The 26,171-nt window shown below is 45.6% G+C and carries 23 protein-coding genes and 1 other RNA gene; 1 reads left to right on the top strand and 23 read right to left on the bottom strand.

Annotated features, from left to right (window positions below; all coding sequences use genetic code 11):
* Positions 1-5: 5 nt before the first annotated feature.
* From ACBP55_RS15970 to ACBP55_RS15900, 15 genes are all read right to left on the bottom strand, one after another.
* Positions 6-917: a DUF58 domain-containing protein gene (locus ACBP55_RS15970; RefSeq protein WP_029195912.1), complete on the bottom strand. Its 912-nt coding sequence runs from the start codon at positions 915-917 to the stop codon at positions 6-8.
* The gene (locus tag ACBP55_RS15965; RefSeq protein ID WP_464652752.1) at positions 914-1,903 is read right to left on the bottom strand and encodes an AAA family ATPase; all 990 of its coding nucleotides are present in this window, start codon (positions 1,901-1,903) and stop codon (positions 914-916) included. The genes ACBP55_RS15970 and ACBP55_RS15965 overlap by 4 nt, the downstream gene beginning before the upstream one ends.
* Positions 1,904-1,936: 33 nt before the next feature.
* Positions 1,937-3,625: a hypothetical protein gene (locus tag ACBP55_RS15960; protein WP_464652751.1), complete on the bottom strand. Its 1,689-nt coding sequence runs from the start codon at positions 3,623-3,625 to the stop codon at positions 1,937-1,939.
* 24 nt (positions 3,626-3,649) lie between these two features.
* Positions 3,650-4,483, bottom strand: coding sequence for an ABC transporter permease (locus ACBP55_RS15955; RefSeq protein WP_464652750.1), 834 nt, complete (start codon positions 4,481-4,483; stop codon positions 3,650-3,652).
* Positions 4,458-5,411, bottom strand: a complete 954-nt coding sequence (locus ACBP55_RS15950) for an ABC transporter ATP-binding protein (protein ID WP_464652749.1) — start codon at positions 5,409-5,411, stop codon at positions 4,458-4,460. Before ACBP55_RS15950 ends, ACBP55_RS15955 begins: the two co-directional genes overlap by 26 nt.
* Positions 5,408-7,834 (bottom strand): hypothetical protein, encoded by a 2,427-nt coding sequence (locus tag ACBP55_RS15945; protein WP_464652748.1) that lies wholly within the window; start codon positions 7,832-7,834, stop codon positions 5,408-5,410. Before ACBP55_RS15945 ends, ACBP55_RS15950 begins: the two co-directional genes overlap by 4 nt.
* Positions 7,835-7,964: 130 nt before the next feature.
* A complete protein-coding gene (locus ACBP55_RS15940; RefSeq protein WP_173186487.1) occupies positions 7,965-8,645 on the bottom strand; it encodes a TerC family protein in 681 nt (226 codons plus the stop codon).
* Positions 8,646-8,711: 66 nt separating this feature from the next.
* The gene (gene thiI, locus ACBP55_RS15935) at positions 8,712-9,920 is read right to left on the bottom strand and encodes a tRNA uracil 4-sulfurtransferase ThiI (protein ID WP_464652747.1); all 1,209 of its coding nucleotides are present in this window, start codon (positions 9,918-9,920) and stop codon (positions 8,712-8,714) included.
* On the bottom strand, positions 9,917-11,095 hold the full coding sequence (locus tag ACBP55_RS15930; protein ID WP_464652746.1) for a cysteine desulfurase family protein: 1,179 nt from the start codon (positions 11,093-11,095) through the stop codon (positions 9,917-9,919). Before ACBP55_RS15930 ends, thiI begins: the two co-directional genes overlap by 4 nt.
* Before the next feature lie 164 nt (positions 11,096-11,259).
* Positions 11,260-11,967, bottom strand: a complete 708-nt coding sequence (locus ACBP55_RS15925; protein ID WP_464652745.1) for a lytic transglycosylase domain-containing protein — start codon at positions 11,965-11,967, stop codon at positions 11,260-11,262.
* 113 nt (positions 11,968-12,080) lie between these two features.
* Positions 12,081-13,373: a hemolysin family protein gene (locus tag ACBP55_RS15920; protein WP_036633343.1), complete on the bottom strand. Its 1,293-nt coding sequence runs from the start codon at positions 13,371-13,373 to the stop codon at positions 12,081-12,083.
* A 336-nt stretch (positions 13,374-13,709) separates the two neighbouring features.
* On the bottom strand, positions 13,710-14,141 hold the full coding sequence (locus ACBP55_RS15915; RefSeq protein ID WP_464652744.1) for a hypothetical protein: 432 nt from the start codon (positions 14,139-14,141) through the stop codon (positions 13,710-13,712).
* Positions 14,142-14,162: 21 nt separating this feature from the next.
* Positions 14,163-14,378 carry a DUF1540 domain-containing protein gene (locus ACBP55_RS15910; RefSeq protein ID WP_029195901.1) on the bottom strand — a complete coding sequence of 72 codons (216 nt, stop codon included), beginning with the start codon at positions 14,376-14,378 and terminating at the stop codon, positions 14,163-14,165.
* Between the two features lie 47 nt (positions 14,379-14,425).
* Complete coding sequence (locus ACBP55_RS15905; RefSeq protein ID WP_464652743.1) at positions 14,426-15,520, bottom strand: glycoside hydrolase family 15 protein; 1,095 nt, start codon at positions 15,518-15,520, stop codon at positions 14,426-14,428.
* A gap of 77 nt (positions 15,521-15,597) precedes the next feature.
* Positions 15,598-16,098, bottom strand: coding sequence for a YpuI family protein (locus ACBP55_RS15900; protein ID WP_029195899.1), 501 nt, complete (start codon positions 16,096-16,098; stop codon positions 15,598-15,600).
* A gap of 173 nt (positions 16,099-16,271) precedes the next feature.
* On the opposite strand from ACBP55_RS15900, the gene ACBP55_RS15895 reads away from it, so the two are divergent.
* Positions 16,272-18,194: a S8 family peptidase gene (locus tag ACBP55_RS15895; RefSeq protein WP_464652742.1), complete on the top strand. Its 1,923-nt coding sequence runs from the start codon at positions 16,272-16,274 to the stop codon at positions 18,192-18,194.
* 204 nt (positions 18,195-18,398) lie between these two features.
* On the opposite strand, the gene rnpB is transcribed toward ACBP55_RS15895, so the two are convergent.
* The 8 genes from rnpB to ACBP55_RS15855 all read right to left on the bottom strand — a co-directional run bounded on the left by rnpB (position 18,399) and on the right by ACBP55_RS15855 (position 26,137).
* An RNA gene (gene rnpB, locus ACBP55_RS15890) (RNase P RNA component class A) lies at positions 18,399-18,816 on the bottom strand.
* 102 nt (positions 18,817-18,918) lie between these two features.
* On the bottom strand, positions 18,919-20,028 hold the full coding sequence (locus tag ACBP55_RS15885) for a Nif3-like dinuclear metal center hexameric protein (protein ID WP_464652741.1): 1,110 nt from the start codon (positions 20,026-20,028) through the stop codon (positions 18,919-18,921).
* A complete protein-coding gene (locus ACBP55_RS15880; protein WP_464652740.1) occupies positions 20,004-20,768 on the bottom strand; it encodes a tRNA (adenine(22)-N(1))-methyltransferase in 765 nt (254 codons plus the stop codon). Before ACBP55_RS15880 ends, ACBP55_RS15885 begins: the two co-directional genes overlap by 25 nt.
* A 3-nt stretch (positions 20,769-20,771) precedes the next feature.
* Positions 20,772-21,602, bottom strand: a complete 831-nt coding sequence (locus ACBP55_RS15875) for a hypothetical protein (protein ID WP_464652739.1) — start codon at positions 21,600-21,602, stop codon at positions 20,772-20,774.
* A gap of 114 nt (positions 21,603-21,716) precedes the next feature.
* Positions 21,717-22,832 (bottom strand): RNA polymerase sigma factor RpoD, encoded by a 1,116-nt coding sequence (gene rpoD / locus ACBP55_RS15870; RefSeq protein WP_028558036.1) that lies wholly within the window; start codon positions 22,830-22,832, stop codon positions 21,717-21,719.
* Positions 22,833-22,869: 37 nt separating this feature from the next.
* On the bottom strand, positions 22,870-24,717 hold the full coding sequence (dnaG, locus tag ACBP55_RS15865; RefSeq protein ID WP_464652738.1) for a DNA primase: 1,848 nt from the start codon (positions 24,715-24,717) through the stop codon (positions 22,870-22,872).
* Between the two features lie 49 nt (positions 24,718-24,766).
* Positions 24,767-25,231, bottom strand: coding sequence for a YaiI/YqxD family protein (locus ACBP55_RS15860; RefSeq protein WP_464652737.1), 465 nt, complete (start codon positions 25,229-25,231; stop codon positions 24,767-24,769).
* Positions 25,232-25,321: 90 nt separating this feature from the next.
* Entirely contained in the window at positions 25,322-26,137 is an 816-nt protein-coding gene (locus ACBP55_RS15855) for a pyruvate, water dikinase regulatory protein (protein ID WP_464652736.1), read from the bottom strand.
* Positions 26,138-26,171 lie beyond the last annotated feature (34 nt).

Below are 26,171 nucleotides of genomic sequence, written 5' to 3'. Positions count from 1 at the left end.
TGATATCAACGAACCAACCCGCTGCGACGAAGCTCACCAAGTAGAAAATCACCCGGAGAAACATTGGTTACGGCAAGCAAATAAGTGATACCCCGTTCATAACAAAATGCCCTAAGCGTTTGTGTATATTGCAAGGCAGCTTCTCTGTAGGTTTGCAGCACTTTGCTACTCATCGCCACTTCCCTGGCTGCCCCAGATTCACTGTCAATTAACCGGAGCTCTCCTGTAAGTTTAGGGTCAAGCTCTTCAGGGGCAAGGACTTGGACAGCAACCACTTCTTGCTTCGCAGCAAGCAAATACTTTAACGATTCTTCAATGCCCTGCTCATACAAAAAATCCGAAAATAACCATGTCATCCCCGCTTGCCGCGGTAGAATAGAGGGATTTCGAAAAACGGCCCCAATATCTCCGGCTCCCTCCGTTTGACAACTAGCCAAGAATTCAAAAAGCCTTAAAGAGCTGCCTTTTCCACGAAGCAGCTTCTGGTGCTTGGTCATCTGTGTAGTAAAAGCAGCCGCGCTTACACGGTCAAAACGGTTCAATGACAGATAACCAATACCTGCCGCCAGCTGTTTGGCATACTCCCATTTGGAAAGTCGAAGGGCATTCGCCCCCTCTCCTCTGCCAAAATCCATCGATTTGGATGCATCTAACCACAGATTTACCTGCAGCTCCTGCTCATCCATAAAAAGCTTGATAAACGGCTTACCCGTTCTACCAAAAGCGTGCCAATCCAGCTGCCGCGTATCATCACCAGGTGTGTATATACGGTAATCCGCGAATTCCATGGAAGACCCCAAATCCCTTGATCGCCTTTTCCCCTGCATCGTCCCACGTATTCGCTTTTTTGCAGCTATGCTCATTTGATCCAGTCGACGCATAAGTGTAGGGTCAAGTAAATGTGCTCCGCTGCTCATCGCCTATTCTCCATAGAACTGATAATTGCTTGAATGATTTTATCAGGTGAAATCCCCATAGCTTGACCTTCAAAATTCAGAAAAAGGCGATGACGCAATGCCGGAACGGCTACTACTTGCAAATCTTGTTTGGAAACATGAAAACGACCCGCTAGGAAAGCCCTCGCTTTCGCTACCGCTATCATAGACTGAACGCCCCTTGGACCTGAGCCGAAACGAATAAATTGTTTGACCTCTTCGGGTGCTGTCGCTTCTTCAGGATGCGTATTCATCAGCAATTGCACCGCATAATCAAGTACGTCCTCAACAACGAGAATTTCTTTTAAACCCATTTGTATATCCCGTAAAAGAGCGCCATCCGCTACTTTCTCCGCCTGCTGCTGCTTAGCTGATGTCGTGCGCAGGACAATTTCTTTCAACTCATTTTTAGATGGATAGCTAACGTTAATTTTTAGAAGAAACCGATCAAGCTGTGCTTCCGGCAGCGGATAAGTACCTTCCTGCTCTAACGGATTTTGCGTAGCTAAGACGAAAAAAGGAGATGGCAGCTCGTAGGTTTCTGAACCAACGGTAACTGTTTTCTCCTGCATAGCCTCGAGGAGGGCACTCTGAGTCTTCGGTGTTGCACGATTAATTTCATCTGCGAGCACAACATGGCCGAATAGAGGACCTTTTTGAAATTTATAGGACGTCTCGCCTTTCGTTCCGAACTGAATGACATTCGTCCCCGTTATATCCGCCGGCATCAAATCAGGAGTAAATTGAATACGTGAAAAGCTAAGGTCAACGGTATCTGCGATCGTCTTGATAAGCATCGTTTTGCCAAGACCCGGTATCCCTTCAATGAGAGCATGCCCTCCAGCCAAAACGCACCATAGCAACTGCTCTACAACCTCTTGCTGGCCAACGATAACACGGCCGATCTGCTCCTTCATCTGGTTGACTGCTGATCCCCACGCATCTAACTGCTCTTTCGAATCGACCATCTGCTGCTCCCCCTTTCATCAATGTGTTCACTTTTAACGCTGTGGCTGAATTTCAAGGAAATAGTCTCTAACTAAATTTTGCATATGTTGTGGAAGTTCGGAACGATTCAACGCACTAGAAGCCTCTGCCGCGTAATCAGCATATACATCTTCATACGGCCGAGAAGCTCCGTCCAAGGCTGGCGCTGAGCCTCCTTGGCTCACTTCTCCGCCGCTGCCGCGCGTTGGCCCGCCGTCGACGTACGTGCCTCCGGTCCCGGAACGCTCGCGCGGCGTCGCCACGAGCCCGCGCGAGCCCGTTCCGGTGCCGCCCTGCGTGCCACCAGCGCCGCTGCCACCGCCGGCTCCGCCCGCTCCTGCGCTGCCCGCACCAGAGCCACCGGCTCCGGTGCCGCCTGCAGTTGCACCACCAGGGCTGCCACTGCCGTTGCCGCCGCTTGCCGGTGCACCGCCTGGCCCCGGGCTTGCGCCCGCAGCCGGCGACGCGCTAGCGCTAGGCGCAGCTGCGCCAGCCGCGGCAAGCTGCTCCGCGCGGCCGCCTGGCGCCCACGCTTGCCCGGGTTGCACGCCGCTCGCAGCAAGCTCACGCGCCTGCGGCAGCGCACCCGCGGCGAGGCTTGCCGCGGCCTCAGCAGCCTGCGCCTGCTGCTGCGCTAGAGCCTGCTGCGCATTGCTCGCGGCTGCAAGCCCAGCTTGCAGCTTGGCCAGCGCAGCACCAGCGTCTTCGCCGCTTCGCAGCGCGCTAGCGGCCTGCCCTAGCTGCTCGCGAAGCTGCTGCTCAGCTTCCGGCGATGCTGCCGCAGCGGAGGCCGCGAGGCGCTCAAGCTCACTGGCGAGCTGCTGCTTCTGCTGCGGCGTCATCTTCTGCACCTGCTCGCCAAGCTTCGCTGACTCGCGCTCAATACTCTCCGCACTCTTCTGCTGGAGTGCTTTGCCTAATTCACGAAGCGCTTCGGTTCGCTGCATCGACTCTGCCCACTGCTCCGAGCGTTGTTTTTGCTTTTCCAAATCCCCAATATGCGTATCCATTTTCTTCAACGATTTTTCCAATTCATCCAAAGCCTTGGCTGATGTTGGCGTTTGGCTTAATTTGCGTTCCAACTCTTTTAAATCATCCGTCATCTGCTTCATGATCGGCAGCGGAGACGGCTTTGATGCCAATTGTTTAACAAGCTCATCCACCTGTTGTTTCTGCGCTTCTACCCATGCTCTATCTTTTACCGCATCTCGTAGAATCGCATCTTTAGGATTAGGCAGAAGGAACAACACAATCAATACAATCAACGCGCAAGTTCCTGGCAACCACCTATTTCTAGGCACCCTCATGGAGACAACCTTATTCAACTTTTCCTCTACAAAAAGATTCCCTTTCTCAAGGGCATCTTGCCTTTGAAGAGAGGCCACCAATGAAGTTTGATCCTGATGAATGAGTGCTGTTACTATCCGATCTTCCAACCCATGCTGATCAAGCAGTCTTGCCGCATCCATATCGTTAGGCCGACGTAACAACCACCAAATGAGCCCGATCCCAACGATTAATACCAAGCTGATCAACGCTCCGTACCGATATCCACTAACCAGGAAGAGCCGTCCACACACCATCCACATGCACGCAAGCTCTAAACCCATTGTCAAACTGCGAATAAAATAATCCAGTCCCTTTGCTTTTAACAATCGCATTCGAACTGGTTTTAGCAGCGAATCCAACGATGCAAATTTCAAGTGCTGACAGCTCCTCTCTGATCTTTATTTCTTCCGTTTCATAATCGGCCTTAAATACCTCACACTAAGCCAGATCAGGACCAGCAAGAGAACCGTGTAGCTGCCAACGAAAATATGCCACATTTGCAGCAGCGTATGCCCTTTAAACAGATTCTTGGCAAAATCAGGAACCATCAAACTTGCAAGGACAGCCATCGGGTTAAAACTCAGGAAATAACCAAGTATTTCCTCATTCATCCCTTGTCTTCCTAAATTTCCGAAGAAAAGTCCAGCAAGAGCTGTAAACCCAAAAACAAAGAGTACAAAGCCATATGTCGCTATCACAGAAACTACCGTCTTCTTTAGGATTGTAGAGAAGAAAATCCCCACAGCTCCGAAGAGAAGCATAACAAATACATAAAAAACAAATACAGAGAGAACTTGTTTTGGAGAGACGCCCCCATATAAGAAAACAATACTGTACAGCGGCATCGTAGCTACTACCGTCAGCAGCATGAAACTTAGGGAAGCAAACAACTTACTGAGAATAATCGTCCCCGAGCTCTGTTGCGTCGTAAGAAGCATGTTTAATGTCTGTTTTTCACGTTCTCCGCTTACAACCCCAGCTGTTAATCCTGGCGTCATAAAAGCGATCAAGACAAGCTGCGCTCCGCTTAGAAAGTAAAATAGTTCACTGCTTCTCGCTGCATTAAGCACCCCTGCCTGCTGGTTACTCATGTTTATATAAGCAAATCCAAGGGCAAACAAGCCTATGGCTAACAGATAAACCAGGATGGAGATCGGAGATCGAATGGTCCGCATGCGCAAGCGAAATTCTTTTTCCATGACAGGATTAATCCAATTTAACTTGCTGTTCATCGTGCGCTCCGCCTCCTTTCGTTATTTCCAGGAATACATCTTCCAAATTCGTCAAAGCTTCGCTAAATGACAGGATAGGAAAGCCTTTTTCAACCAATCGGGCAAGTAAAAGAGACTGATCCTCATCCGTACCGCCAAAATGAACGTGCAAACCTTTCTCATCGGTAAACACCAGGGTGACATGCGGTTGTTGTTCAAGGAACGCCAATGCTTCTTCCGTCCTATTCACCATGCGTATTTGAAGTACACGATTGGCTTTCATCCGGCTTTGAATATCGGAAACTTTCCCTTTTGCGATAAGCTTACCATATTCAATAACCCCGATTTCATCCACCATTTCAGCCAGCTCTGGCAAAATATGTGATGAAATAATGATTGTTTTACCCATCGCTTTGAGTTCTTTAAGTATTTCTCTCATCTCGATTCGAGCTCTAGGATCAAGTCCAGAAGCCGGTTCATCGAGAATAAGTACCTCCGGCTCATGCACCAAGCATCTAGCCAAGCAAAGACGCTGTTTCATTCCTCTTGACAATGAATCCACATAGAAGTCTGCTTTTTCCGATAAATTGACAAGGTCTAGGAGCTGAGGGATCAGCTTCAATCGTTCGGCTCTAGGTATACCATAGCTTGCGCCATAGAAATCCAGATACTCCGTAGCTTTAAAGTTGTCATACACGCCAAAAAAATCCGGCATGTACCCAATCAGCTTTCGAACCTCTCTCGGCTTCTCCGTAACATCATATCCACCAACCAAGGCTGTGCCCGATGTCGGGCTTAAAAGAGTTGCAAGGATGGACATCGTTGTTGATTTCCCTGCCCCGTTAGGACCTACAAAACCAAATACGGTTCCCTTATCGATTTGCATAGTCAACGAATCAAGTGCCGTGAAGTTGCCATATTTTCTCGTTAATTCCTTCGTCGTAATCATCGTTTCACCGACCCTTCCAGAGAAACTGCAGGGATTCGGAACATGGTATGATTTTGTATCGTGGTTACTTTCAGACGAATCGATTTCCCTTCAAGCAAATATGGTTGCAGCTTGTCTCCCTCCCAGGATTGGAATGATTTTAAAGTTAATGGCTCCCAGGCATTGGACTGTGAATTCCATAAATCCAAGGTTACATCTGGATTGGGATCTCCCGTCATTTCCATCGTTTGATAGCTGGCGCCCGCAACGAATGGCAATTGATAACTGAGCGTAACATCTCCGCTGCCCATTTGCATGAAAGGACCATTTTGGAATTGAATGGCGCTCATTTTCAAATGATTATCAAGTAATTCAGGTACCATCACTGTGCTTGGAATCACAATTTTGCCCTCAGGTGTCACATAATTAATCTTCATGTCCTGGGCTATAAGCGTTAACTCCTCAGTTGGTATGCTGCCGCTTGATGATAGGCTTAAGGAAGTCCGTTCCTTTACCCACCCGATAATCATCGGATCAAATCCTCCTGAAAGCGTGACCTTGCGATGTAAATACGCATTTAACATGGAACGCTGATGCAAGCCCGTGTCATAACCGGTATTCACCATGAGATTTGGAAATGCAAGCTGCGCAACATCGGGACTATTGGAAATTCCGAAGCCATTCGCTGTATCAAAGTTGGCTGAAGCTCCAGCCTTAACGGAACCGATTTTGACAAACGACTGATTCACCAACACAGCTACATCTGTTAAATCCTTCTTGGTATTATTCGTTATTTGCCCTTTCGCTCCTTTGGCAGATAACTCAGATATGCTGTAGTCAAGCATCCCTAACTGAACCGGCTTCTCTTCATCTATTGCCAATTTGCTGATCGAGGCGTATGGGATATCCTGTAATCCTACAATTGCTGCCTCCTGATCTTGTCTTATAACAAGTTCGCTTCGTTCATGCAGCTGTAAGCTAGGATAAACTTCACCTTGCATAAAAGGAGATACGGCTATTTTCCCTGGGAATTTAAGCTCCATGCTGCCTCCTTTGGGTAAAAATACAGATAATGTGGACTGCTTTATCCCAGAGCCTGAGCCATTTAATGTAATCGTATGAAACGTTTGAGCCATTGTACTCCCGCGATTGGACGCCCCAAATTGAAAGATTCCAATGCTTGTCACGATAGCAACTATTGGAATGACGAACCAAGCCCATTCTCTTCGATCTAATCGACGTAAAATCATATATAATAACGGCCCTACTACAATCGCATAAAGCAGTAAAACCAAGGCTAGAATAGCCAATTTAGGCGGCTGCAAAGATGGGAAGTATTCTAATGCCCGATCCAACTCATAGTAGGGATCATTGCCGTACCTCATCTGGTTTAAATTAAAGGCATTCGCAGACGCTAGCGGTCCTGACAGCATTTGCTCCCAAACTCTAGCATTCCCGTTCCATGAGGCAAGTGGATTTAGAGATAAATCATACGCCACGTAAGTCACGAACCCGCTCCCATACGAACCTCTCGCATAAATAGGCAGCGCTTCGTCAGTAACAACCGATTCCCCTCCTTTAACCAGCTTTGCTTGTGAAAGTGTGAACGGCTGTGTGAGAATCAGCTCCTTCTCCCCCACCTTAACGAGCTCAGGAAGCTCTTTCACTGTCGTTGTACCTTGATATGCCACAGGAGAAGCTTCTGCGAAAGGGGCAGCAGTCTTCGGATAGCCAGCTCCGCCAGCTAGAAGGAGGGTCCCCCCCCTTTTTGTCCATTGCAGAATGGCTTGTACTTGTTCTCCTGTCAGTGTATCCGAGGCGAAATCGTTCAAGGCAAGAACATCTAAGCCATCTAAACCCAAAGCCTCACGCGGAATATCTGCTTGTTTAAGATGAAGAACATTGAGCTTCTTGCCTGACTGACCGAGCAGCGAAAGGAAGTTCAGTGTATCTACATCTCGGGCGAGAACGCCAACCTGTAAAGTCTCTTTAGGTAAATGAAAGGATTCCAGATAGGTCTTGCCATCTAAAGCTTTTTTCTTTCCGTTTTTCAATGATTTTTCATAAAAGGCGATCGTATTATTGCTTTTGGTATACGCGTAACCCGGTAAGAGCATAGATACCACTTTCGTACTGCCTTTTGGAAGCTCGACATGCTGCACATAACTAAAATCCTTACTCCGATTCGGATTGGCTACCATGACCACGAGATCTCCGGATAAATCAGCCCCTTGATTATGCAGTGTCATTGTAACAGGCGTCCAACGCCCCTGTTTGACATTAGAAGCTCCGAATCCGACTTCAGATTGAATCTCAATCATCGCTTCATCTGCATGAACTACACTAGAGATGGGAACCAAAGCTTGGAAACATAAAGCAAGGATCGAACATACTAGAAAACAGGTGAGACGAAATGTACGTGTCTTAAACGAACTAAATTTCACGCTGTGAACTCCCTTCTATGCATAACCTACTTCATATCTAGACGACATAATTGGAAAAAAGTTTCAATTTCTAACATAAAAAAACAAACCGCTTCGCTGATAGCTTCAGCTTGGCGGTTTTCCAAATCCTCTATTCATTTCTTGCATTAAATGGCAGTAATCGCACCCATTTGAAGGTTAGGCCGATCATAATAACGAGCGAAGCCGCTACAATAGGGATCCATACATGCAGTGATTCATAATCATGCAGCAGCCAATCAATCATTTTCTCGTCTTTAACGAACATTTCCCCCGCTGTATAACCGAGAATGCCTGCCCCCATAAATACGAGAATTGGAAATCTATGCAGTAGATCCATCACTAGCGTACTTCCCCATATAATGATGGGGATGCTAAGTCCTATACCAAGAATGATAACGGTATTGTTCCCATTCCCTTTAGCCGCAATTGCAAGTACATTATCCAAACTCATCACGAAATCCGCTACAACAATCGTCCATATCGCTTTTCCAAGCGTTGAGGCTTCTTTCACATTTGCATGGCTGTCATCATCCGTAAGAAGCTTTATGGCAATCCAGAATAGGAGAAGGGATCCCCCGGCTTGAATGTATGGGATATCGAGAAGGCTAACTGCAACTAAAGTCAGAATTAACCGCAAGGCAATAGCCCCGAAAGCTCCCCACCATATCGCAAGCTTACGCTGGGCAAGCGGCAAATTTTTGCTAGCCAATGCAATGACGACGGCATTATCACCGCTAAGCACAATATTGATCAACATAATTTGTAAAAACAAAATGAGCGCATCAATCATGCTTTACAACCTCCCAGGATGCATGGCGAGCAGGTGAGATATCTGCGATCATAGCGGCGAATAGAGTTAGAATAAAGGGGAGTCCGACACCTTCTTCATTTGTCCATGAACAATTTCAATGGTTTCTGTTTCTAAGACAGCTTTCTCAATTAATTCAGGTAAGAAGTCCATGCTGTTCTCGATTTTCTCAACCATACGCAAGTTAGGATTTGTACTTGGGGATGGAGGAAGAAATAAGGAACAGCAATCCTCATAAGGCAAAATGGAGATCGGGAACGTGCCTATTGATTCGGCAATTCGAATAATCTCTTGCTTGTCCATCATCATGAGCGGCTGTAAAAGCGGCAGCGTTACAACGCGCCCTATGACATTTAGGCTTGGCAGCGTTTGACTAGCCACCTGGCCTAAGCTTTCGCCGGTCACTAACGCACTTAGACCTTCTCGGTCTGCAATCTTTTCGGCAATGCGATACATCGCTCTACGTATAAGCGTTACTAATAAATTATCTTGATACTCACGGTGGATAGATGTCTGTACATCCGTAAATGGAACCAAATGAAGCTTCAAGGAATCCGTATAAGCAGACAGCTGGTGTGCCAGTTCAATCACTTTATCCTTCGCACGCTCGCTGGTATAAGGATAACTATGAAAATGAACGGCCTCGATGGAAAGTCCCTTGCGCATCGCCAACCAACCGGCAACCGGACTATCAATTCCCCCTGACAGCATCAGCAGCGCTTTTCCACTCGTTCCAGACGGGAATCCTCCTGCCCCCTCAATTACCTCTACATACATGAGTACTTGCTCTTCGCGAATTTCCACCCGAAGCTCAACTTCAGGATTATGAACATCCACCTGAAGACCCGGTGATGCTTGGAGAACATAGCCTCCAACCAAATAATTCATTCGCTGTGAATCATGGGGAAATGATTTGTTCACTCTGCGAACGGTCACTTTAAAGGTTGCTGGTTGTTTGGGCAATGCCTGCATCATACGCAGCGCCATCTCTTGAATGGCTTCGACCTCCATAGGAGCATGATAGGCAGGACTAAACGATGCAAGTCCAAAAACGCGTTGCAAAGCCGCTGAAGCTTCTTCATAAGCTGCTCCCCCTAGCTCCACATATACGCGTCCAAACTCGGGAATATACCTTAAATCAGGAAAAGAGCCTAAAACTTTGCGAATTTGCGTCATGACACTTCGTTCAAAACGCTTACGATTTTTCCCTTTCAGCGTCAACTCGCCAAAGCGCAAAATTAAACAATCCGGTTTCATCTTCTCGTCCCCCTTCTGACTGATGATTTGCTGAGCATGGGAGCAAGTTCCTTCACGACCTCTCGCAATGCGGCAATGAATAGCTGTGCGTCTTTCTCTTGATGTTCGTCAGAAAAGCTAACTCTTAGTCCGCTAACAGCTCTCTCACGACTGCAGCCTAGAGCAAGCATTACTGTGCTTGGATCTGATTCCTCTGATGCACAGGCTGATTTCGTAGAAATGTAGATGTGCCGCTGCTCGAGAGCATGAACAACAACCTCCGCCTTCATTCCCGCGAAAGCAAAATGAACAATATGGGGAGCCATCTCCTCGTCCTGATCGGATCCGGTAAGGGTAAGCTCAGGGATCGATGAGATACCATCAACAATTATGCGTCTTAACCGATACTTATGCTCTGTTTTGGCTGTAAGGTTGTCTACGGAAAGCCGGAGCGCTTTGGCCATTCCTACAATGAGTGGGACATTTTCCGTACCGGAGCGAATGCCATTTTCTTGACCGCCTCCTAGAAGCTGTGGTTTGAGCTGTACACCCGCTCTGCGGTACAGAAACCCAACTCCCTTAGGGCCTCTGAATTTATGAGCTGATGCGCTGCATAAGTCAACACCCCACTCTTTAGGGTGAAAAGGAAGCTTTGCAATGCCTTGAACGGCATCAACATGAAATAACACCTTTGGATATTGAGCTAACCACCGGCCAATTTCTTGGATAGGCTGAATCGTCCCTACTTCATTATTGACATACATCACACTGACAAGGATGGTACCATCTGTTATTGCTGCTTGTAGGGTCTCTAGCTCAACACTCCCACTGCTATTTACAGGTAAATAAGTAACACGAAAGCCCTCATTTTCCAGTTCGAGAAAAACTTCCTTCACGGAGGAATGTTCGATTTGCGTAGTAATGAGATGCTTTCCGCGGTTTTGATAACTGTAAACGGCACCCTTAATTGCCAAATTATTACTTTCCGTTCCGCCAGATGTACATATAATTTCAGCAGGCAGCACACCTAATGCACCTGCAATCACCTCTTTGGAGCTGTTTAGCAGCTTCTCCGCTTGTATCCCTAATCGATGAATCGAAGATGGATTTCCATAATGCTCCTTCATTACTTCGGCTATCGTATCAATGACTTCTTCATAAATTGGCGTTGTCGCCGCATAGTCCAAATAAAGCATTTTTTGTTCATTCCCCTTTTTTTCACGCTCTTGCTGCCGCGCACAATCAATTTGAATTCCTTACATCATTAAAGCCTAAAATAGGGCATAACTCAAGCATACTCCGGTAACACAAAAAGCTGACCTCCGCATAAGCATGCGAAAATCAGCTAGCTAGCTAATGATTATAACGAAAAATTCTGCCTGTGACCCATCACTTTAGAGATGTAGCCTTGCGTTTCCTTTGGAAGTAAATGCAGTTTGTTAGCCAGATCCTGATCAGTCTTGATGCCTAATCTATCAACTCGTCCAGGCCCAGCATTGTAAGCTGCGAGAGCAACCCCTTCATTTCCATCGTACTTCTTGATTAAATTGCTAAGGAAATGAGTACCTGCATCCACATTTTGCTTAGGATCAAACGGATTCGTCACTCCGAAGCCGCTGCCTGTCCCATCCATAAGCTGCATTAAACCTTTGGCACCTGCCGGCGATACGGCTTGATGATTGAATTCGGATTCTTGCTGAATAACTGCCTTGACAAGCGAAGTATCCACACCGTATTTTTGACTTGCCTCTTGGATAAAACCGTCATACTGAGAAACTGAGGATGCTTTGCTCACTGTTTGCAGCGGTGTATAAGCTCTATTCAAAGCGCCCAAAGAACTTGGCAAACTGTTTGTCGTGTTACCCAGCATGGAAGATAAAGTGTCTTGGCTTGTAACGCCAGTTCCACCAGATTGTCCCATAATCGTGTCGAGCAGCGCACTAAAATCGCCTGAATCGTCCGTACTTGATGTCGCGGTTTCACCGGATAGCAAACTCATTTTATTAAGCAGCTGAAGCTGGAGCAATTCTTTCATTACTCTAGGGTCAATGCTGTTCGTGCTGTTCATCCGTCAGACCTCGTTTCTATCATTCATCGTTGTCTTCATTGTACACGTTTTATGCCCTGACGACTATCCCCAATTACAAAAAAAGAAACCGTCATTTGACAGTCTCATCCATCTCAAGAAATGTTTTGCTGCAGCAGCTCACTCTCATCCGACAATTTTCTTACCATGACACGAGAAATCCGAAGATGATCTGTCTCTTCCACGATAAATAAAAACTCGTCGTTGTAGCTTACTTGTTGGTTCTTGCTTGGCGGTATCTCTGTTTTCGAGTAAATCCATCCACCGATTGTATCGTAATCATCCGACTCAATTTCAAGTCCGAAATAGTCATTCACTTCATCAATTAAAAGCAAACCGTCAATGGAATACGTGTTTTCATCCTTGATTTCGATCGTTGGACGCTCTTCATCAAATTCATCTTGAATTTCTCCAACAATTTCTTCCATAATGTCTTCGAGTGTTACAAGACCTGATGTTCCACCGTACTCATCAATAAGCAGTGCCATCTGGCTTTTTCTTTTCTGCATCATCTTCAACAAATCACTGATAAGAATCGAATCTGGTACGGTCGTTATCGGTCGGATAATTTTCTTGATCCCTTTCAGGTTCGCATCCGGCTTGAGTAAATCCTTAATGTGAACGAAGCCAATAATATTGTCTTTGTCCGGATCACAGACCGGGTAGCGCGTACGCATTTCCTTAATGGCAATCGCAAGATTCTCAGAATAGGAAAGTCCGGCATACAAACATTCCATTTCGGTTCTTGGGATCATAATTTCTCGGGCTGTTGTCTCTGCAAATCCAAATATATTATCAACAAGCGTGAGCTCTGTATTATCTATAAGTCCGTTTTTGTGACTTTCTTTCATAAGGACACGAATTTCATCCTCCGTATGCGCCGATTCGTGTTCAGTTGCAGGCTCGATTCCCGCACGTCGTAACATCCAGTTCGAAATACCGTTCAACAACCAAATAAATGGATACATCACTTTATAGAAAAAAACCATGGGTCCTGCAGATAGCAGAGTTATTTGTTCAGCTTTACGAATCGCATACGTCTTAGGGAACTGTTCGCCTAATGTAATATGCAATGTGGTCATTAAGGAGAAAGCAATAATGAAGGTAATCGTGTGGAACACCGAATCTGGCAAATTCAAAGGAGCGAATAACGGTTCCAGAATTTTGGCGAACGTCGGTTCCCCGACATAACCAAGTCCCAACGAAGTAAGTGTAATCCCGAGCTGACAAGCACCTAAGTAGGCGTCGAGATTATTCATGATTCCTTGTGCAAATTTCGCATTGCGGCGTCCTTCTCCAACAAGTGAATCAATGCGACTACCTCTAACTTTGACCATCGCGAATTCAGCTGCGACAAAAAAACCATTTAATATGACCAGTCCAAACATTAACAGAAAACTGATTAACGTTCCGGGCAAAGGATCTTCCAATACCTTACCTATCCCCTATCAAGCACGATTACCGCACCAAGGAGAGTAGGTACACCTCCCTTAATTTCGATTTGAATTTGAATTATCACTTTTCATTATATAATAATACTGTAATCATTCAAAGGTGCGAATATGACTCCTGAAGCCAAATAGTACGAGCAAATGAGAGTATACACATTAAAACGATGCCTTAATGAGTCTCTACCCGCTATTTATCCCTTTGAAACGCGAATTTACGCGATTTTTTTCAAAAAAAACAAAAACAAGCCGATCTCTCGGCTTGCATGTAATCGGTCAAGCATAATAGGGGACTAACAATAAATAGGCGGCGACGGCAATAAAACCAAGCGCGATTGACCAAGACCCCAGTCTCTTATTCCCCATAAGAAACGCAATTACGCCAAGCACAATACCCGATATACCTAACAACACAGGCCATACAAAAAGAGAAGCCAAGGCAACGAACAGAGCGACATAGCCTACTGCTTTGTTACGCGTGACAACCTCTACCAATTCCGCAACTTCTTCATCAGATACATCGGAGTTGGTTTCAGGCTTCTCAGGCTTTTTGGCCTTATACTGTTCGGCATAGTTGATTCTTCGGGTAGGCGCAGTAATTTCGGCTGCGTATTCTTCCTTATGGTTCAATCCGCTTTCAATGCGGAGCTGATCTTTTTGGAACCGCTCCTTGGTGGCATGATCCAGAGGGACATCGTCTTTATTCATGCTGCCTCCATGTTACGCACCTTAATGTTTGTTCTTAGCTTTGAAAGTGTGGCAGCAAGTATTCGCTACTTTGTTTGCTGCATCTTGATGATCCGTATCAAATGATTCCCCTGCAAACTCTTCATTATAGTTGGCGGCAGCATGCTGATCGACTTCAATCATAATCGTTCCTGCACTGCAGTTGTTGCCTTGCGCCCAGTATTCGCAATTGGCAACTGCACATTTTACATCCGGCATAATCATCACCCCTTTAACAATTTGCCCGCTATCAGGGTGAACTATGCTTATTTTAAGCTGTCAGAAAGCACCAAGAACATCGCTTGAGACCATAACAGCGGCAGCGCTGGCTCTCCCCATTTGGCAATCCATTCTGGGTGGGATGAGGGATCTCTAAGACTTTCAGCCACTTGTTCTGGCAATCGACCCAACTTATCTGCTTTACTTGTTACCCAATCTAAGCATCGCTGAGCCTCTTCACGATGACCTAGCTCCGCTTGGTACCATCCGTACCATGAGGTTAGCAGCAGCCATTCTCCGCCTCCATAGTAGCGATCTTCGACATATCTTTGGATGCCACCATGCTTGAGATCAGCTTCAATAGCTTGTACAGTCTTCAACATAATAGGATCATTGACCTCACAGACGCCGAACGGGACTGCCAGCCAAAGCAAACTTGCATCCACCCCATTTAAAGCCGGCTGCCATACTTCTCCTAAGCAATGAATGGATTTAACGAAACGCCCCTCATAGACCGCGTGATCCACTATAAACTTTTTAATCAATTCCGCTTTCTCAAGTAATGGAGGACGATTCTCTAGTTCACCAAGTGCCTTTAAACCGCCATAAACACATGCTAATGTAGCCGGATGAACATAATCGGGAAACTCTTCCCAACAATCAAAATTCGGAAAATGCCAGAACGTCATCAAATAATCTACAGTAATCTCAATACTCTCCCGCAATTCATTCAAAAGCGAGGTATGGCCTGTTATACGAATATGTTCCGTAAGACCCCAAAGCCACGCTCCATAACCATCCAGTTGAAAATGTCCCCACTCTGATAAGTCATCACGACCATCTAAATGATAGCGCGTTCCAAAAAATTCGGAGCGGTCGATCCACTCTTTGGCTTCCTGTTTACGAATTAATGCATCCACGCGTGAACGCTTGTCCCTCAAAACAAGATGTACCCAACGGTAGAAAAGCTCAGCACTTTCGGTTTCCATCGAGCGGTCCATCGCATTTGCGATAAAAGTTCCATCTCTGAGCCAACTGTAAGAGTAAGGCGGAAATAACGGTGAAGCTACGTAACCCCCGCTAGGGTGCTGATTTAGCTTAATAATCGAGATACTGCTGTTGATTAATTGCTCACGCTCCATGCACCATGTCTCCTTTTAAAAGAAAAAGGATGCGCTTATAGTCGCATCCCTTCTTGTATTTGCCATTTCGATTAAAATTATACTTTTTCGCCTTGCATACGACGTTGTGTGATGTAGTCTGTTTCATAGTAAGACAAATCTTCACGAAGTTCCTCGAATACTTTGGACAGCTCAATCGTCAAATCGCGCACTTCACGTGATGGCTTTTTGCGGAAACGAATAGCATCTTGTCCTGTATAAGCATAGCGACCATCTTCGGAATAGCATTCATTTTTAGGGTAGAAAAATGTATTGACGCATGTATGATAAACCTCATACAGTACTTTTTCCGAAAAATCCACATTAAATGTAGGACGTCTCAAGCTAACGCCTAATTTCTCATAAGCCACTTCACAAAATACTAATAGATGGCGAGTATCCTGCAAGTAACCGCGGTAAAACTCATCCATAGCAGGATCATTCTCCACATTTAACTGAGCGAGCGAATTTTGATTCAGAAACAGTTCCATTTTGGCAGTCGTTTCTTTTAACTTCGTACGCGTTGAATCACAAATATTTTTCACATTAAAAACAGCCATTTATGAAGACCTCCTATAATTGCGCTATTCCTATCCTACCATAAATTAACCCGAAGTGGTATATGTAAAACTCCAGTTTCCATGTATAAAACAATCCTCCGCGCCTCACCCTAGTCAAAGGTAATTCGTTTCGTCGGCGGAATACTAAGCAAGTTTAGAAGGAGGAGCTATTTATGTGGCGTTACCTGTCATCTATGACTTTAGTTCTTGGTTTAGGCATTATCCTTTTCCCTCACCATTCAAATAAAGAGAACCAACCTGAACCTGAAGTGTACAGTACAAAGTATGAAACCACTGCAAAGTTATCTCTTCTTGAACAGGATGTTAAACTGACGGATGATCTATGTAGAAGCCAATGTTCCATCGATTATGCGCGAATGCTTAGCAAGATTGAAAACGGAGAGCCTGTATTAATCGTGCTGAGCGAAATGAAAAAAGAGCATGAAAAAATGGATGTGCTTATTTGGTCAAAGCAAAGTCAACCACTGGAAAAAGGGATTACTGTAGGTGAAATGCCAAGTTCATATAAAGAACAAGCCAACTCCTATTTAAAGGAAGCTAAAATAGCTGTCGATGAAGGAAAACATTATCAATCCCCTAAATTCGGTGCTGCGCAGCATGTTTATTTCGTTCAAGGCACCCCTTCAACTAATAGAGACAACTCACTAATAGGTGTTATTCATCAGGATGTTCTTTATCAAGTAACAGATCATCAAATGAAAAACTTGCGCCTAGAGCCATACCCTAGCGAAAATCGATGGAAAGTGGAGTCTGTGGATACGGACACTCTACAAGATAAAGTCGTCGATCATCCTGAAGATAATCAAGGAACAAGCCACTATCATCAAAATGAAGTTGTTGTCCGCTTCAAGCAGGATCCAACGGAGACTCAGCTGACACAAATCAAAAACGAAATAAAAGCCATTTCCGCCCAAAAACTTGGTTATACGTATGTATTCCGCACGGAGAGCATGGAAGCCAAAGCATTAATGGCTTATTTCAAGAAATGGGATGTCCTCTATGTGGAGCCTCATTTCCTCTATTTAACAAATGATTATTATGACGATCAAGAAGCAGCTTCGAATAAAGATGATTCCAGTTCCAGTCAAACCGATTCGGGAACATCGACATCGCCAGCGACAGATATAACGACTAATTTTATACCTAATGATAATTTGTACAGTAAATATCAATGGAACCTGCCCCTCATCGAGACCGTTCAGGGCTGGCAATTAACTCGCGGTTCGAAAGATGTGATTGTTGCCGTTGTTGATACAGGAGCTGACTTGAAGCACCCTGATCTGAATAATAAGCTTTTACCTGGCTATAACGTGATTAGTGACAATGACAACCCGCAGGATGATGTCGGACATGGCACACATGTTACTGGAGTTATTTCTGCATTAGTTAACAACAATCTTGGTGTAGCAGGAATGACTTGGTATAACAAAGTATTACCGGTCAAAGTTTTAGACCAAACTGGAGCAGGCAGTACCTATTCAGTCGCTCAAGGTATCATTTGGGCTGCCGACCATGGCGCTAAAGTCATTAACCTCAGCCTTGGCAATTACGCGGATTCAAGCTTTCTGCACGACGCCATCCGTTATGCTTACAATAAAGATGTGGCACTCATCGCGGCGAGCGGTAACGACAATACAGAAAGACCTGGTTATCCAGCTGCTTATCCCGAAGTGTTAGCTGTAGCCGCGAGTGATTCTCAGAATAACAAAGCACCTTTTTCAAATTATGGCGACTATATTGCTGTAACGGCTCCAGGTGTCAGTATCGCAAGTACGTATCCTAATAACCAATATGCCGCGTTATCGGGTACATCGATGGCTAGCCCTCATGTCACGGCGTTGGCAGCCTTGGTTCGATCGGCAAATCCTAATTTGAAAAACACGGAAGTTTACGAAATTATTAAACAATCCGCACAAGATCTTGGTACCAAAGGAAGAGATAAATATTTCGGCTTTGGCTTAATTGATGTTGTGAAAGCTGTGAATATGGCTGAACAAAGCTCAAAGCAGGTCTCTTTCTTTCCACAAAGCTTATCTCGTCAAATGCATCTTATTACGAAAAAGTATGCCTATTAGAAAAAAGGTTGGTCAGCCTCTGAGCTGATCAATCTTTTTTTAGTTAATATCCACTTTTATGTTTAGATCAATAGGAGTCTCTAGGGACTCTTATTTCACCTTTTTAGCTACCTTTTGGGAAAATAGAAGCTTCTGGAAACTCTTATTTTTCTTCCAGACAAATTAAATACCCGCAAGGCCTAAGCCTTGCGGGTAACCGACAGTATGGAAAGTTTGCCGTAAGCCGGGTTCTGTACTTCCAGTGGTCATAGCGGGCGTCTGTCCCCTGCCACCATTGAAGTGACAATCATCTATCTAGGCCATACATTGCTGCACAGCTCAAGCGACCAACCCGAACGCGTCTCAGGCTAAGACTGCCGCCTCGAAAGCGGCTTGCGTTCCTCTAGGTCTTGCTCCAAGTGGGGTTTACCAGGATCTATGTCACCATAGAACCTCGTGGTCTCTTACACCACGGTTCCACCCTTGCCTGTGAATCCCTTGCGGGAAACCATCGGCGGTCCATTTCTGTGGCCCTATCCTTCAACTCGCGTTGACTGGACGTTATCCAGCACCCTGCCTTATGGAGCCCGGACTTTCCTCTCGCTGTGGCTTACCCACAGCCAGCGATTGTCTGTCAAACTTTCCGGCGCATTTGCTAGTATACTAGGAATGCCTTCGAATTACAACTGCTGTTCGTTTCCTCTAATACCAATTGCAGCTCAGCAAGTTAATAAATCACCCATCCCTACAGGAACTGGAATGGTTCGGTATTCACCTCGGATGCCAGCACCTGCGTATCCGTCTTAACCAACTGCGCGGTGAGATAATCCGCCACGCCGCGCTTCATGATCTTCTCGACGTTATGGCCAACGTCGATCAATGTCAACCCCGCCGCGAGCGCATCGTGCGCGGTGTGGTAGTCGATGTCGCCGGTGACCAGCACATCGGCGCCGGCAAACAAGGCGTGCCGCATGTAGCGGCCGCCAGACCCCCCCAGAACGGCCACCTTGCGGATGGGCCGTTCCAAATCGCCGACGACGCGCACCGCCGGCACGTCGAACACCTGCTTCGCGAGCTCCGTCAGCTCGCGAAGCGTCGCAGCCGCGGGCAGCTTGCCCACGCGGCCTAGACCGAACACTCTACCCTTGAGGTCCATCGGGTAGAGGTCATAGGCCACCTCCTCGTAGGGGTGGGCCTTCAATAGAGCCTGAACCGCCTTGCGCTGAACGCTAGCGGTTACGATAGTCTCAACGCGTACTTCCTGTACGCGTTCAAACTTGCCTGCTTCCCCGATAAACGGGTGCGTCCCTTCCTGCGGTAGAAACGTCCCCGTTCCGGGGATGTTGAAGCTGCAGTGGCTGTACTGCCCGATTCCCCCCGCTCCCGCGGTGAATAGGGCATCCAGCACAGCCTGGTGATGCGTCTCAGGGACGAAAACAACCAGCTTCTGCAGCTTCTCCGTGTGCACATCCTCTAGATGAGTAAGCTCAGTTAAACCGAGCTTATCAGCCATCATATCATTCACGCCGCCCTCCGCCACATCCAAATTCGTATGAGCGATATAGACAGCGATGTCGTGCTTGATTAATTTTTCATATAAACGACCAGCAGGTGTATCTGTTTGCAAATGAGCGAGCGGTCTGAAAATAATCGCATGATGAGCAATAATAAGATTAGCACCTTGCTGAATCGCTTCTTCAACTACTTCATCGGTGACATCCAAAGCAACAAGGACTTTCTGGATTTCCTTCTGCAAAGACCCTAGCTGTAAACCAATTTTATCATCAGGCATCGCATAATGCTTCGGCGCCAGCTGCTCAAACAGCTGGATTACGGTTTGACCTTTTGCAAACAAGCGAGTACCTCCTTTATTTCCTTCATTTCTTGACTGACCTGCTCCGCCTTCGCCGCAGAGGCTTCAGCGGAAGATAGCTGGAGCTGCCCTTTAATCATGGCAAGCTTTTTCAGTTCGCTTTCCCACTTGGTGAACCATACTTCGGGAGCCTCGCTGATGAAGTATGGCCCCATTTGGAGCAAGCGTTCCTTCGAAACCCTGACCTCACCTGGCAGTTGACGTTCATTGTAAAGAGCCTCCAATGTCCGTTTTTCCTCATCAGGTACTGCTATAGCTGTCAATATCTCATAAATCTTTCCGTCTTCTTCTAGAATCGTTTCGGATTCCAGCTTCCAGCCCTGCTCCAACAACCAACGTCGCACATGATCTTCACCAACATTAGGCTGCAAAATGAGATGAGAAACGCCTTGGAGCTTATGCTTTCCAGCTTCCAAAATACTCGCCATCAAACTTCCGCCCATTCCGGCGATCGTAATGACGTTCACTTCTCCTGCCTCGATAACAGCGAGTCCATCTCCGGAACGAACACTAATTTTCTTCGACAATCCGCTTTCAAGAACTTGCCGTGTTGCTGCTTCAAATGGCCCTGGATTCACCTCGCCAGCCACAGCAAACAAAATAATACCCTGTTGTGCCAAATACGTTGGCAATAGGGCATGATCGGAACCGATGTCCGCTACTTTTGATCCTAAAGGAACTCGATCTGCAATCATTTGCAATCTTTTCGATAATTTCACCATATGTTACATTACCCACTCTACCCATTTTTTACGCAGCAAAAATAATGCTACGCCTGCTGAAACTAATTTGCCTGTAAACGATATTTGAATAAGACGAGCGCTCATATTTACATCTGTTAGAAACGTCATCGCTTCAGGTGCAAACCAAACGATAATCCCAACTAACAGAAGCACACTAGCTGCCTGCTTATTCGTATGATGCGCAAGCCAAGCCATCCATATAAGTACAATACTAACCGGAATCCAACTAATTTCAAGTGAGAACCATCCAGGACTGTTCAGCTTGTGCAGCAATAGCCACCCATACGTACCAACTATCCCTAACCAACCGCATATCTGGAAAATGGCCATACGGCCTACTAATCCATTAAACAACCAGACACTGCTACAAAAAGCTAAATAACCAATATAAGCATTAGCAGAACTCACATCATAGAAATCTAATAAATACAAACCAAGAAAAAGCAAAGCAATCGAAGAAACACCGCAAAGCAAATAAGAAACAACGGGTGCCTTCTGGTTCTGCCTGTATGCAAAAGCATAACAAATGATGACAAAAAGCGTGGAAATTCCAATTTGCATTGGCAATCCAAAAGAGTTAAAATTAAGAGCAGATAAGGCCAAAGCGGCAATCACCGCCATAATGACCAACCATATTTTCCAATTACTGTTTGCTACCGAGGATGCGGATACCCCCATTAATGAAGCAGGTTTAGGTGTTGATTCATCCACATACAAATTCATTAGAAAATCGCAATAATGCTCTGGAAGCAATTTGCTTCTGCGCCAATGATGGATTTCCCTTACAATTAATTTTCGTTTCTCTGCATCCATTAATTCGCTCACCTTCCTAGCTTCTTTATCGGTGATTTCATGCTCAGGCTTTAGTAGTAGTTTTACAATAAAAAAAGACCCCGCCGAATATGGCAGGGCCCTCTCACAGCGTCTTTATTCCAAGAAATCCTTTAATCGTTTGCTACGGCTAGGGTGTCTCAGCTTCCGCAAAGCTTTAGCTTCGATCTGACGAATCCGTTCACGTGTAACACCGAATACTTTGCCTACTTCTTCAAGCGTACGTGTACGTCCATCATCCAAGCCAAAACGCAAGCGAAGTACATTCTCTTCTCTTTCCGTCAACGTATCTAGAACGTCCTCAAGCTGTTCCTTCAGAAGCTCATACGCGGCAGCATCAGCTGGAGCCAACGCTTCTTGATCCTCAATGAAATCTCCCAAGTGGGAATCGTCCTCTTCACCAATCGGTGTTTCCAACGACACAGGCTCTTGTGCAATCTTCATGATTTCACGAACTTTATCTGTGCTCAAATCCATCTCTTTGGCAATCTCTTCCGGCGTAGGTTCACGCCCCAATTCTTGCAGCAATTGACGGGAAACACGGATCAGTTTATTAATCGTCTCGACCATATGTACCGGAATACGAATCGTTCTCGCTTGGTCAGCAATGGCACGAGTAATCGCTTGACGAATCCACCAAGTTGCATACGTACTAAACTTATATCCTTTGGTATGATCAAACTTTTCAACAGCTTTAATAAGCCCCATATTTCCTTCTTGGATCAAATCTAGGAACAGCATGCCTCGACCTACATATCTTTTGGCGATACTGACGACGAGTCTAAGGTTAGCTTCCGCTAAACGTCTCTTCGCTTCTTCGTCCCCATTTTCAATCCGTTTGGCTAACCCTACTTCATCTTCCGCGGAAAGAAGCGGTACTCGACCAATTTCCTTCAAATACATCCGAACTGGATCATTAATCTTAATCCCTGGCGGTAAGGCCAGATCATCATCGAAGTTAAATTCATCGCGCTCATTTTCTTCTGGATTCATGGAATCCTCATCGGATTCGTTCCCTACGTCGATCCCTTGCTCCGAAAGCTGTTCGAAAAACTCATCGATTTGTTCAGGATCTTGATCAAAGGGAGCTAATTTCTCCATAATATCCTTGTAAGTTAGTGAGGACCGCTTTTTCCCCTGCTCAATAAGCTGGTCTTTCACCTGGTCCAGGGTCAATTCTGTCTCTAGTTCTGTACGCTGATCATTCGCCATGGTACGGACTCCCTCCTCCCTAGTCATTGCAGTAATTCTAAGTTGACTTCAATCGTTTTTCTAGGGCAATAATTTCAGTAGCAATTTGTGCAGCTCTTAGATGATCGCCCGCGCGTTCAGCGCGAACTCTTTCTTCTTTCTTACGTTCAACTTCTTCTTGCATTGGAACTTTGCGAATTTGGCGAATATAGTCGTCAATCACTTGTTCGTTCATTCCATGACCAGCACCCATCATAACAATGGAACTAGCCAAGCTCTCCAGCTGTTCGTCTTGCAGCATGGCAATGTATCGGCTTGCATCCGGCTCAGCATTCTGAGCGTAGTAAGCATATAAATAAGCAGCTAAGACTGCGTGAGCTTCAACATTGAATTGATCACCTAATTGTGCTTCCACTTGTGAGCAGACCTCACGGTCATGCATCATTACCGCTAATATTAACCGTTCTGCATTATGATAAGCGGGTAAAAGCGAAGGTGATTTTTTGAGTGTTCGTTCCGCTGTTCTCCCATTATTCATAACATTATTCCACAGAATTGGTTTATTATCCCCCTCTGGTCGGTTTTTTTCCGATTGCAGCAAGATTTCGTGAAGGTCTAACTTCATCGCTTCATACGAAGATTCCGGGAATTCAGAAGCCAACTGTTTCAAATAATGTTCACGTTCCATCGGAGATTGAAGCTGACTGATTAATTTCACAGCGGATTGCAGATAACGAAGTCTGTCACCGTCCTCATGCAACTTAAAATTTTTACGAATGTACAATAACTTATATTTCATCGATGGTACGGCTGGCTCAATAATCTCCCGTACGAATCGGTCAAAACCATAATTTCTAACATAATCATCTGGATCTTTGCCATCTGGCAGCATGGCTACCGTGACTCGGCTTCCTGTCTCTTCCAGAATAGGGATGCTTTTGAAAGCTGCTGATTGTCCCGCGTTATCCCCATCGTAACAAACAACGATTTGGTCGGCGTTGCGATTCAGCAGTGCGGCATGTTCCTTCGTTAATGCTGTCCCCATCGTGGCAACACCATTACTAATTCCCGCTTCCCATGCTTTAATGACGTCCACATAACCTTCAAAGAGAACGGCTTGTTGAAGCTTACGCATATTGGGTCTAGCTAGATGCAGGTTGTACATCGTCCGACTTTTATTAAAAAGAATAGATTCCGGACTATTTAAATATTTGGGCTGTGCATCGCCCATCGATCTGCCTCCGAATGCAATAACTTTGCCAGTAGAGTCGCAAATAGGGAACATGATGCGTTCCCGGAATTTATCCACATAGCCGTTACCTTCGTGTTTGGCAGAGATTAAGCCGCCCTTCTCCATTAGGGCTAAGTCGAACTCTCGCTTATCCAGCTGTTGAACGAGTGTATCCCACATGGCTGGCGCATAACCAATTTGGAAGGTATCGATCAACTTATCCGATATTCCTCTTGAGGCCAAATATCCTTTAGCCACTTTGCCTTGTTCCGTATTGCCAAGAATATAATGATACAATTTTGCAGTAAAATCATAAGCTTTTAACAAGGTTGTTTTCTCTTGCTGCTGCTCAGTTTGCTCCTCAGTTGCTTCTTCCCATGTGATGGGGATATCGGCTTCTTCAGCCAGCTTGCTAACGGCCTCGGAGAAACTAAGTCCTTCGATTTCCATTACGAATCGAATCAAATTCCCGCCCACATTACAACCAAAACAACGATAAATTTGTTTTTCTGGCGTGACAGTGAATGAAGGACTTTTCTCAGAATGGAATGGGCATAGCCCCTTCATATAATGCCCTTGCTTGCTCAAATGTACGTGCCTACCTATGACATCAACAATGTCATGGCGCTTAAGTACAGCCTCAATGACCTCTTCAGGTATGCGTCCGTACCTCATTTTTAATCCACCTACAATTCAGGTCGCTTTTCCGACTAATTACTATTCGCTACTTGTTTTCGATTTCCTGCAAATTTTTCAAAAGTTTTGTCAAACCATGTAGAAAATTTTGACGATCTGTTTCCGTAAAAGGTTTTGGTCCCTTAGAATGCTTTCCGCTTCTGCGCATTTTCGCCGATACGTGGCGACGATCCAATAGGAAATCAATCGAACTATCGGTATATTCCTGCCCTCGATTCGTTAGGCAAATAGATCCCTTAGCCAATCCTAAGGCGGCGAGTCCAAAATCCTGTGTCACCAAAATATCACCTTGCTGAATCTGATTGGCAATATATAAATCGACAGACTGATCGGAACGGTCCACTTGAACGACCTTGACGCCAGGATTCTCCTTCATCCGATGATCGAAAGAAGCAACTAGCACAACTTGTACACCAAACTGCCTACCTGCTTGCTCAATTTCGGATTTTACCGGACAAGCATCGGCATCAACGATAATACTTCTCGCTCGCATACACTTCAGCCCTGCTCTCTAGACGAAATCTCACCGTACTATTATATACGATGGACTTGTAAAAAATCCTGCAAGGAATAACATAAAACCTTACTGCACTCTTTCGATATGGTCCATGATTAAACTTGCTGTTTCCTCAACGGCACGGTTGGAAACATCAAAGATAACACAACCGATTTTGCTCATAATTTTGTCAGCGAAAGCCAGTTCTATTTTAATACGTTCTACATTGGCGTAGGTTGCATTTTCTGCAAGCCCTAGTGTCCGCAGCCGTTCTTGGCGAATGACGTTCAATTTATCAGGGTCGATCCGTAGTCCAATGATCTTATCCTTCGGAACCGTGTAAATAGCTGCAGGCGGCTGCATTTCAGGTACCAATGGGACATTAGCGACTTTAAATCTTTTGTGCGCCAAGTACATAGATAAGGGTGTTTTGGACGTACGAGAGACGCCCAATAAAATGATGTCTGCTTTTTGTATACCGCTAAAATCTCGACCGTCATCATATTTGACTGCGAATTCAACGGCTTCAACTTTTTTGAAATAATCCTCATCTAGGGGATGAATCATTCCCGGTTGCCTGCGCGGTTCTTGACGTAATGCTTGCCCTAAGGTAGCAACAACAGGTCCAAGCAAGTCGATATGCGGGATATCGTATTGCTTCGCCTTGGCAATCAGATCATCACGCAATTCAGGAATAACCAAAGTAAACACGACAATTCCGCCGTGCATTCTAATCGCATTGATGACTTTATCTATTCCTTCAAAATCGTGAATAAATGGAGCTCTCATAATTTCAACCGGTACAGGATGAAACTGCATTGCAGCGGCGCGTACGACAGATTCTCCCGTTTCCCCAACAGAATCCGAAACAACATATACGCGAGTAGGTAGTGGGTGGTCCATTTCCCTTAGCCCCTTTCAGCAGGGACGAGGCCCT

This window comes from Paenibacillus sp. WG02, from assembly GCF_055396115.1.
This window is presented reverse-complemented; position numbering and strand designations above follow the sequence as displayed.

What these genes read in the sequence shown, in the direction of transcription:
- ACBP55_RS15970 (WP_029195912.1), bottom strand. Translation starts at nt 917, where the DNA reads ATGAGCAGCGGAGCACATTTACTTGACCCTACACTTATGCGTCGACTG.
- ACBP55_RS15965 (WP_464652752.1), bottom strand. Translation starts at nt 1,903, where the DNA reads ATGGTCGATTCGAAAGAGCAGTTAGATGCGTGGGGATCAGCAGTCAAC.
- ACBP55_RS15955 (WP_464652750.1), bottom strand. Translation starts at nt 4,483, where the DNA reads ATGAACAGCAAGTTAAATTGGATTAATCCTGTCATGGAAAAAGAATTT.
- ACBP55_RS15950 (WP_464652749.1), bottom strand. Translation starts at nt 5,411, where the DNA reads ATGATTACGACGAAGGAATTAACGAGAAAATATGGCAACTTCACGGCA.
- ACBP55_RS15940 (WP_173186487.1), bottom strand. Translation starts at nt 8,645, where the DNA reads ATGATTGATGCGCTCATTTTGTTTTTACAAATTATGTTGATCAATATT.
- thiI (WP_464652747.1), bottom strand. Translation starts at nt 9,920, where the DNA reads ATGAAACCGGATTGTTTAATTTTGCGCTTTGGCGAGTTGACGCTGAAA.
- ACBP55_RS15930 (WP_464652746.1), bottom strand. Translation starts at nt 11,095, where the DNA reads ATGCTTTATTTGGACTATGCGGCGACAACGCCAATTTATGAAGAAGTC.
- ACBP55_RS15925 (WP_464652745.1), bottom strand. Translation starts at nt 11,967, where the DNA reads ATGAACAGCACGAACAGCATTGACCCTAGAGTAATGAAAGAATTGCTC.
- ACBP55_RS15920 (WP_036633343.1), bottom strand. Translation starts at nt 13,373, where the DNA reads ATGTTTGGACTGGTCATATTAAATGGTTTTTTTGTCGCAGCTGAATTC.
- ACBP55_RS15915 (WP_464652744.1), bottom strand. Translation starts at nt 14,141, where the DNA reads ATGAATAAAGACGATGTCCCTCTGGATCATGCCACCAAGGAGCGGTTC.
- ACBP55_RS15910 (WP_029195901.1), bottom strand. Translation starts at nt 14,378, where the DNA reads ATGCCGGATGTAAAATGTGCAGTTGCCAATTGCGAATACTGGGCGCAA.
- ACBP55_RS15905 (WP_464652743.1), bottom strand. Translation starts at nt 15,520, where the DNA reads ATGGAGCGTGAGCAATTAATCAACAGCAGTATCTCGATTATTAAGCTA.
- ACBP55_RS15900 (WP_029195899.1), bottom strand. Translation starts at nt 16,098, where the DNA reads ATGGCTGTTTTTAATGTGAAAAATATTTGTGATTCAACGCGTACGAAG.
- ACBP55_RS15895 (WP_464652742.1), top strand. Translation starts at nt 16,272, where the DNA reads ATGTGGCGTTACCTGTCATCTATGACTTTAGTTCTTGGTTTAGGCATT.
- ACBP55_RS15880 (WP_464652740.1), bottom strand. Translation starts at nt 20,768, where the DNA reads ATGGTGAAATTATCGAAAAGATTGCAAATGATTGCAGATCGAGTTCCT.
- ACBP55_RS15875 (WP_464652739.1), bottom strand. Translation starts at nt 21,602, where the DNA reads ATGGATGCAGAGAAACGAAAATTAATTGTAAGGGAAATCCATCATTGG.
- rpoD (WP_028558036.1), bottom strand. Translation starts at nt 22,832, where the DNA reads ATGGCGAATGATCAGCGTACAGAACTAGAGACAGAATTGACCCTGGAC.
- dnaG (WP_464652738.1), bottom strand. Translation starts at nt 24,717, where the DNA reads ATGAGGTACGGACGCATACCTGAAGAGGTCATTGAGGCTGTACTTAAG.
- ACBP55_RS15860 (WP_464652737.1), bottom strand. Translation starts at nt 25,231, where the DNA reads ATGCGAGCGAGAAGTATTATCGTTGATGCCGATGCTTGTCCGGTAAAA.
- ACBP55_RS15855 (WP_464652736.1), bottom strand. Translation starts at nt 26,137, where the DNA reads ATGGACCACCCACTACCTACTCGCGTATATGTTGTTTCGGATTCTGTT.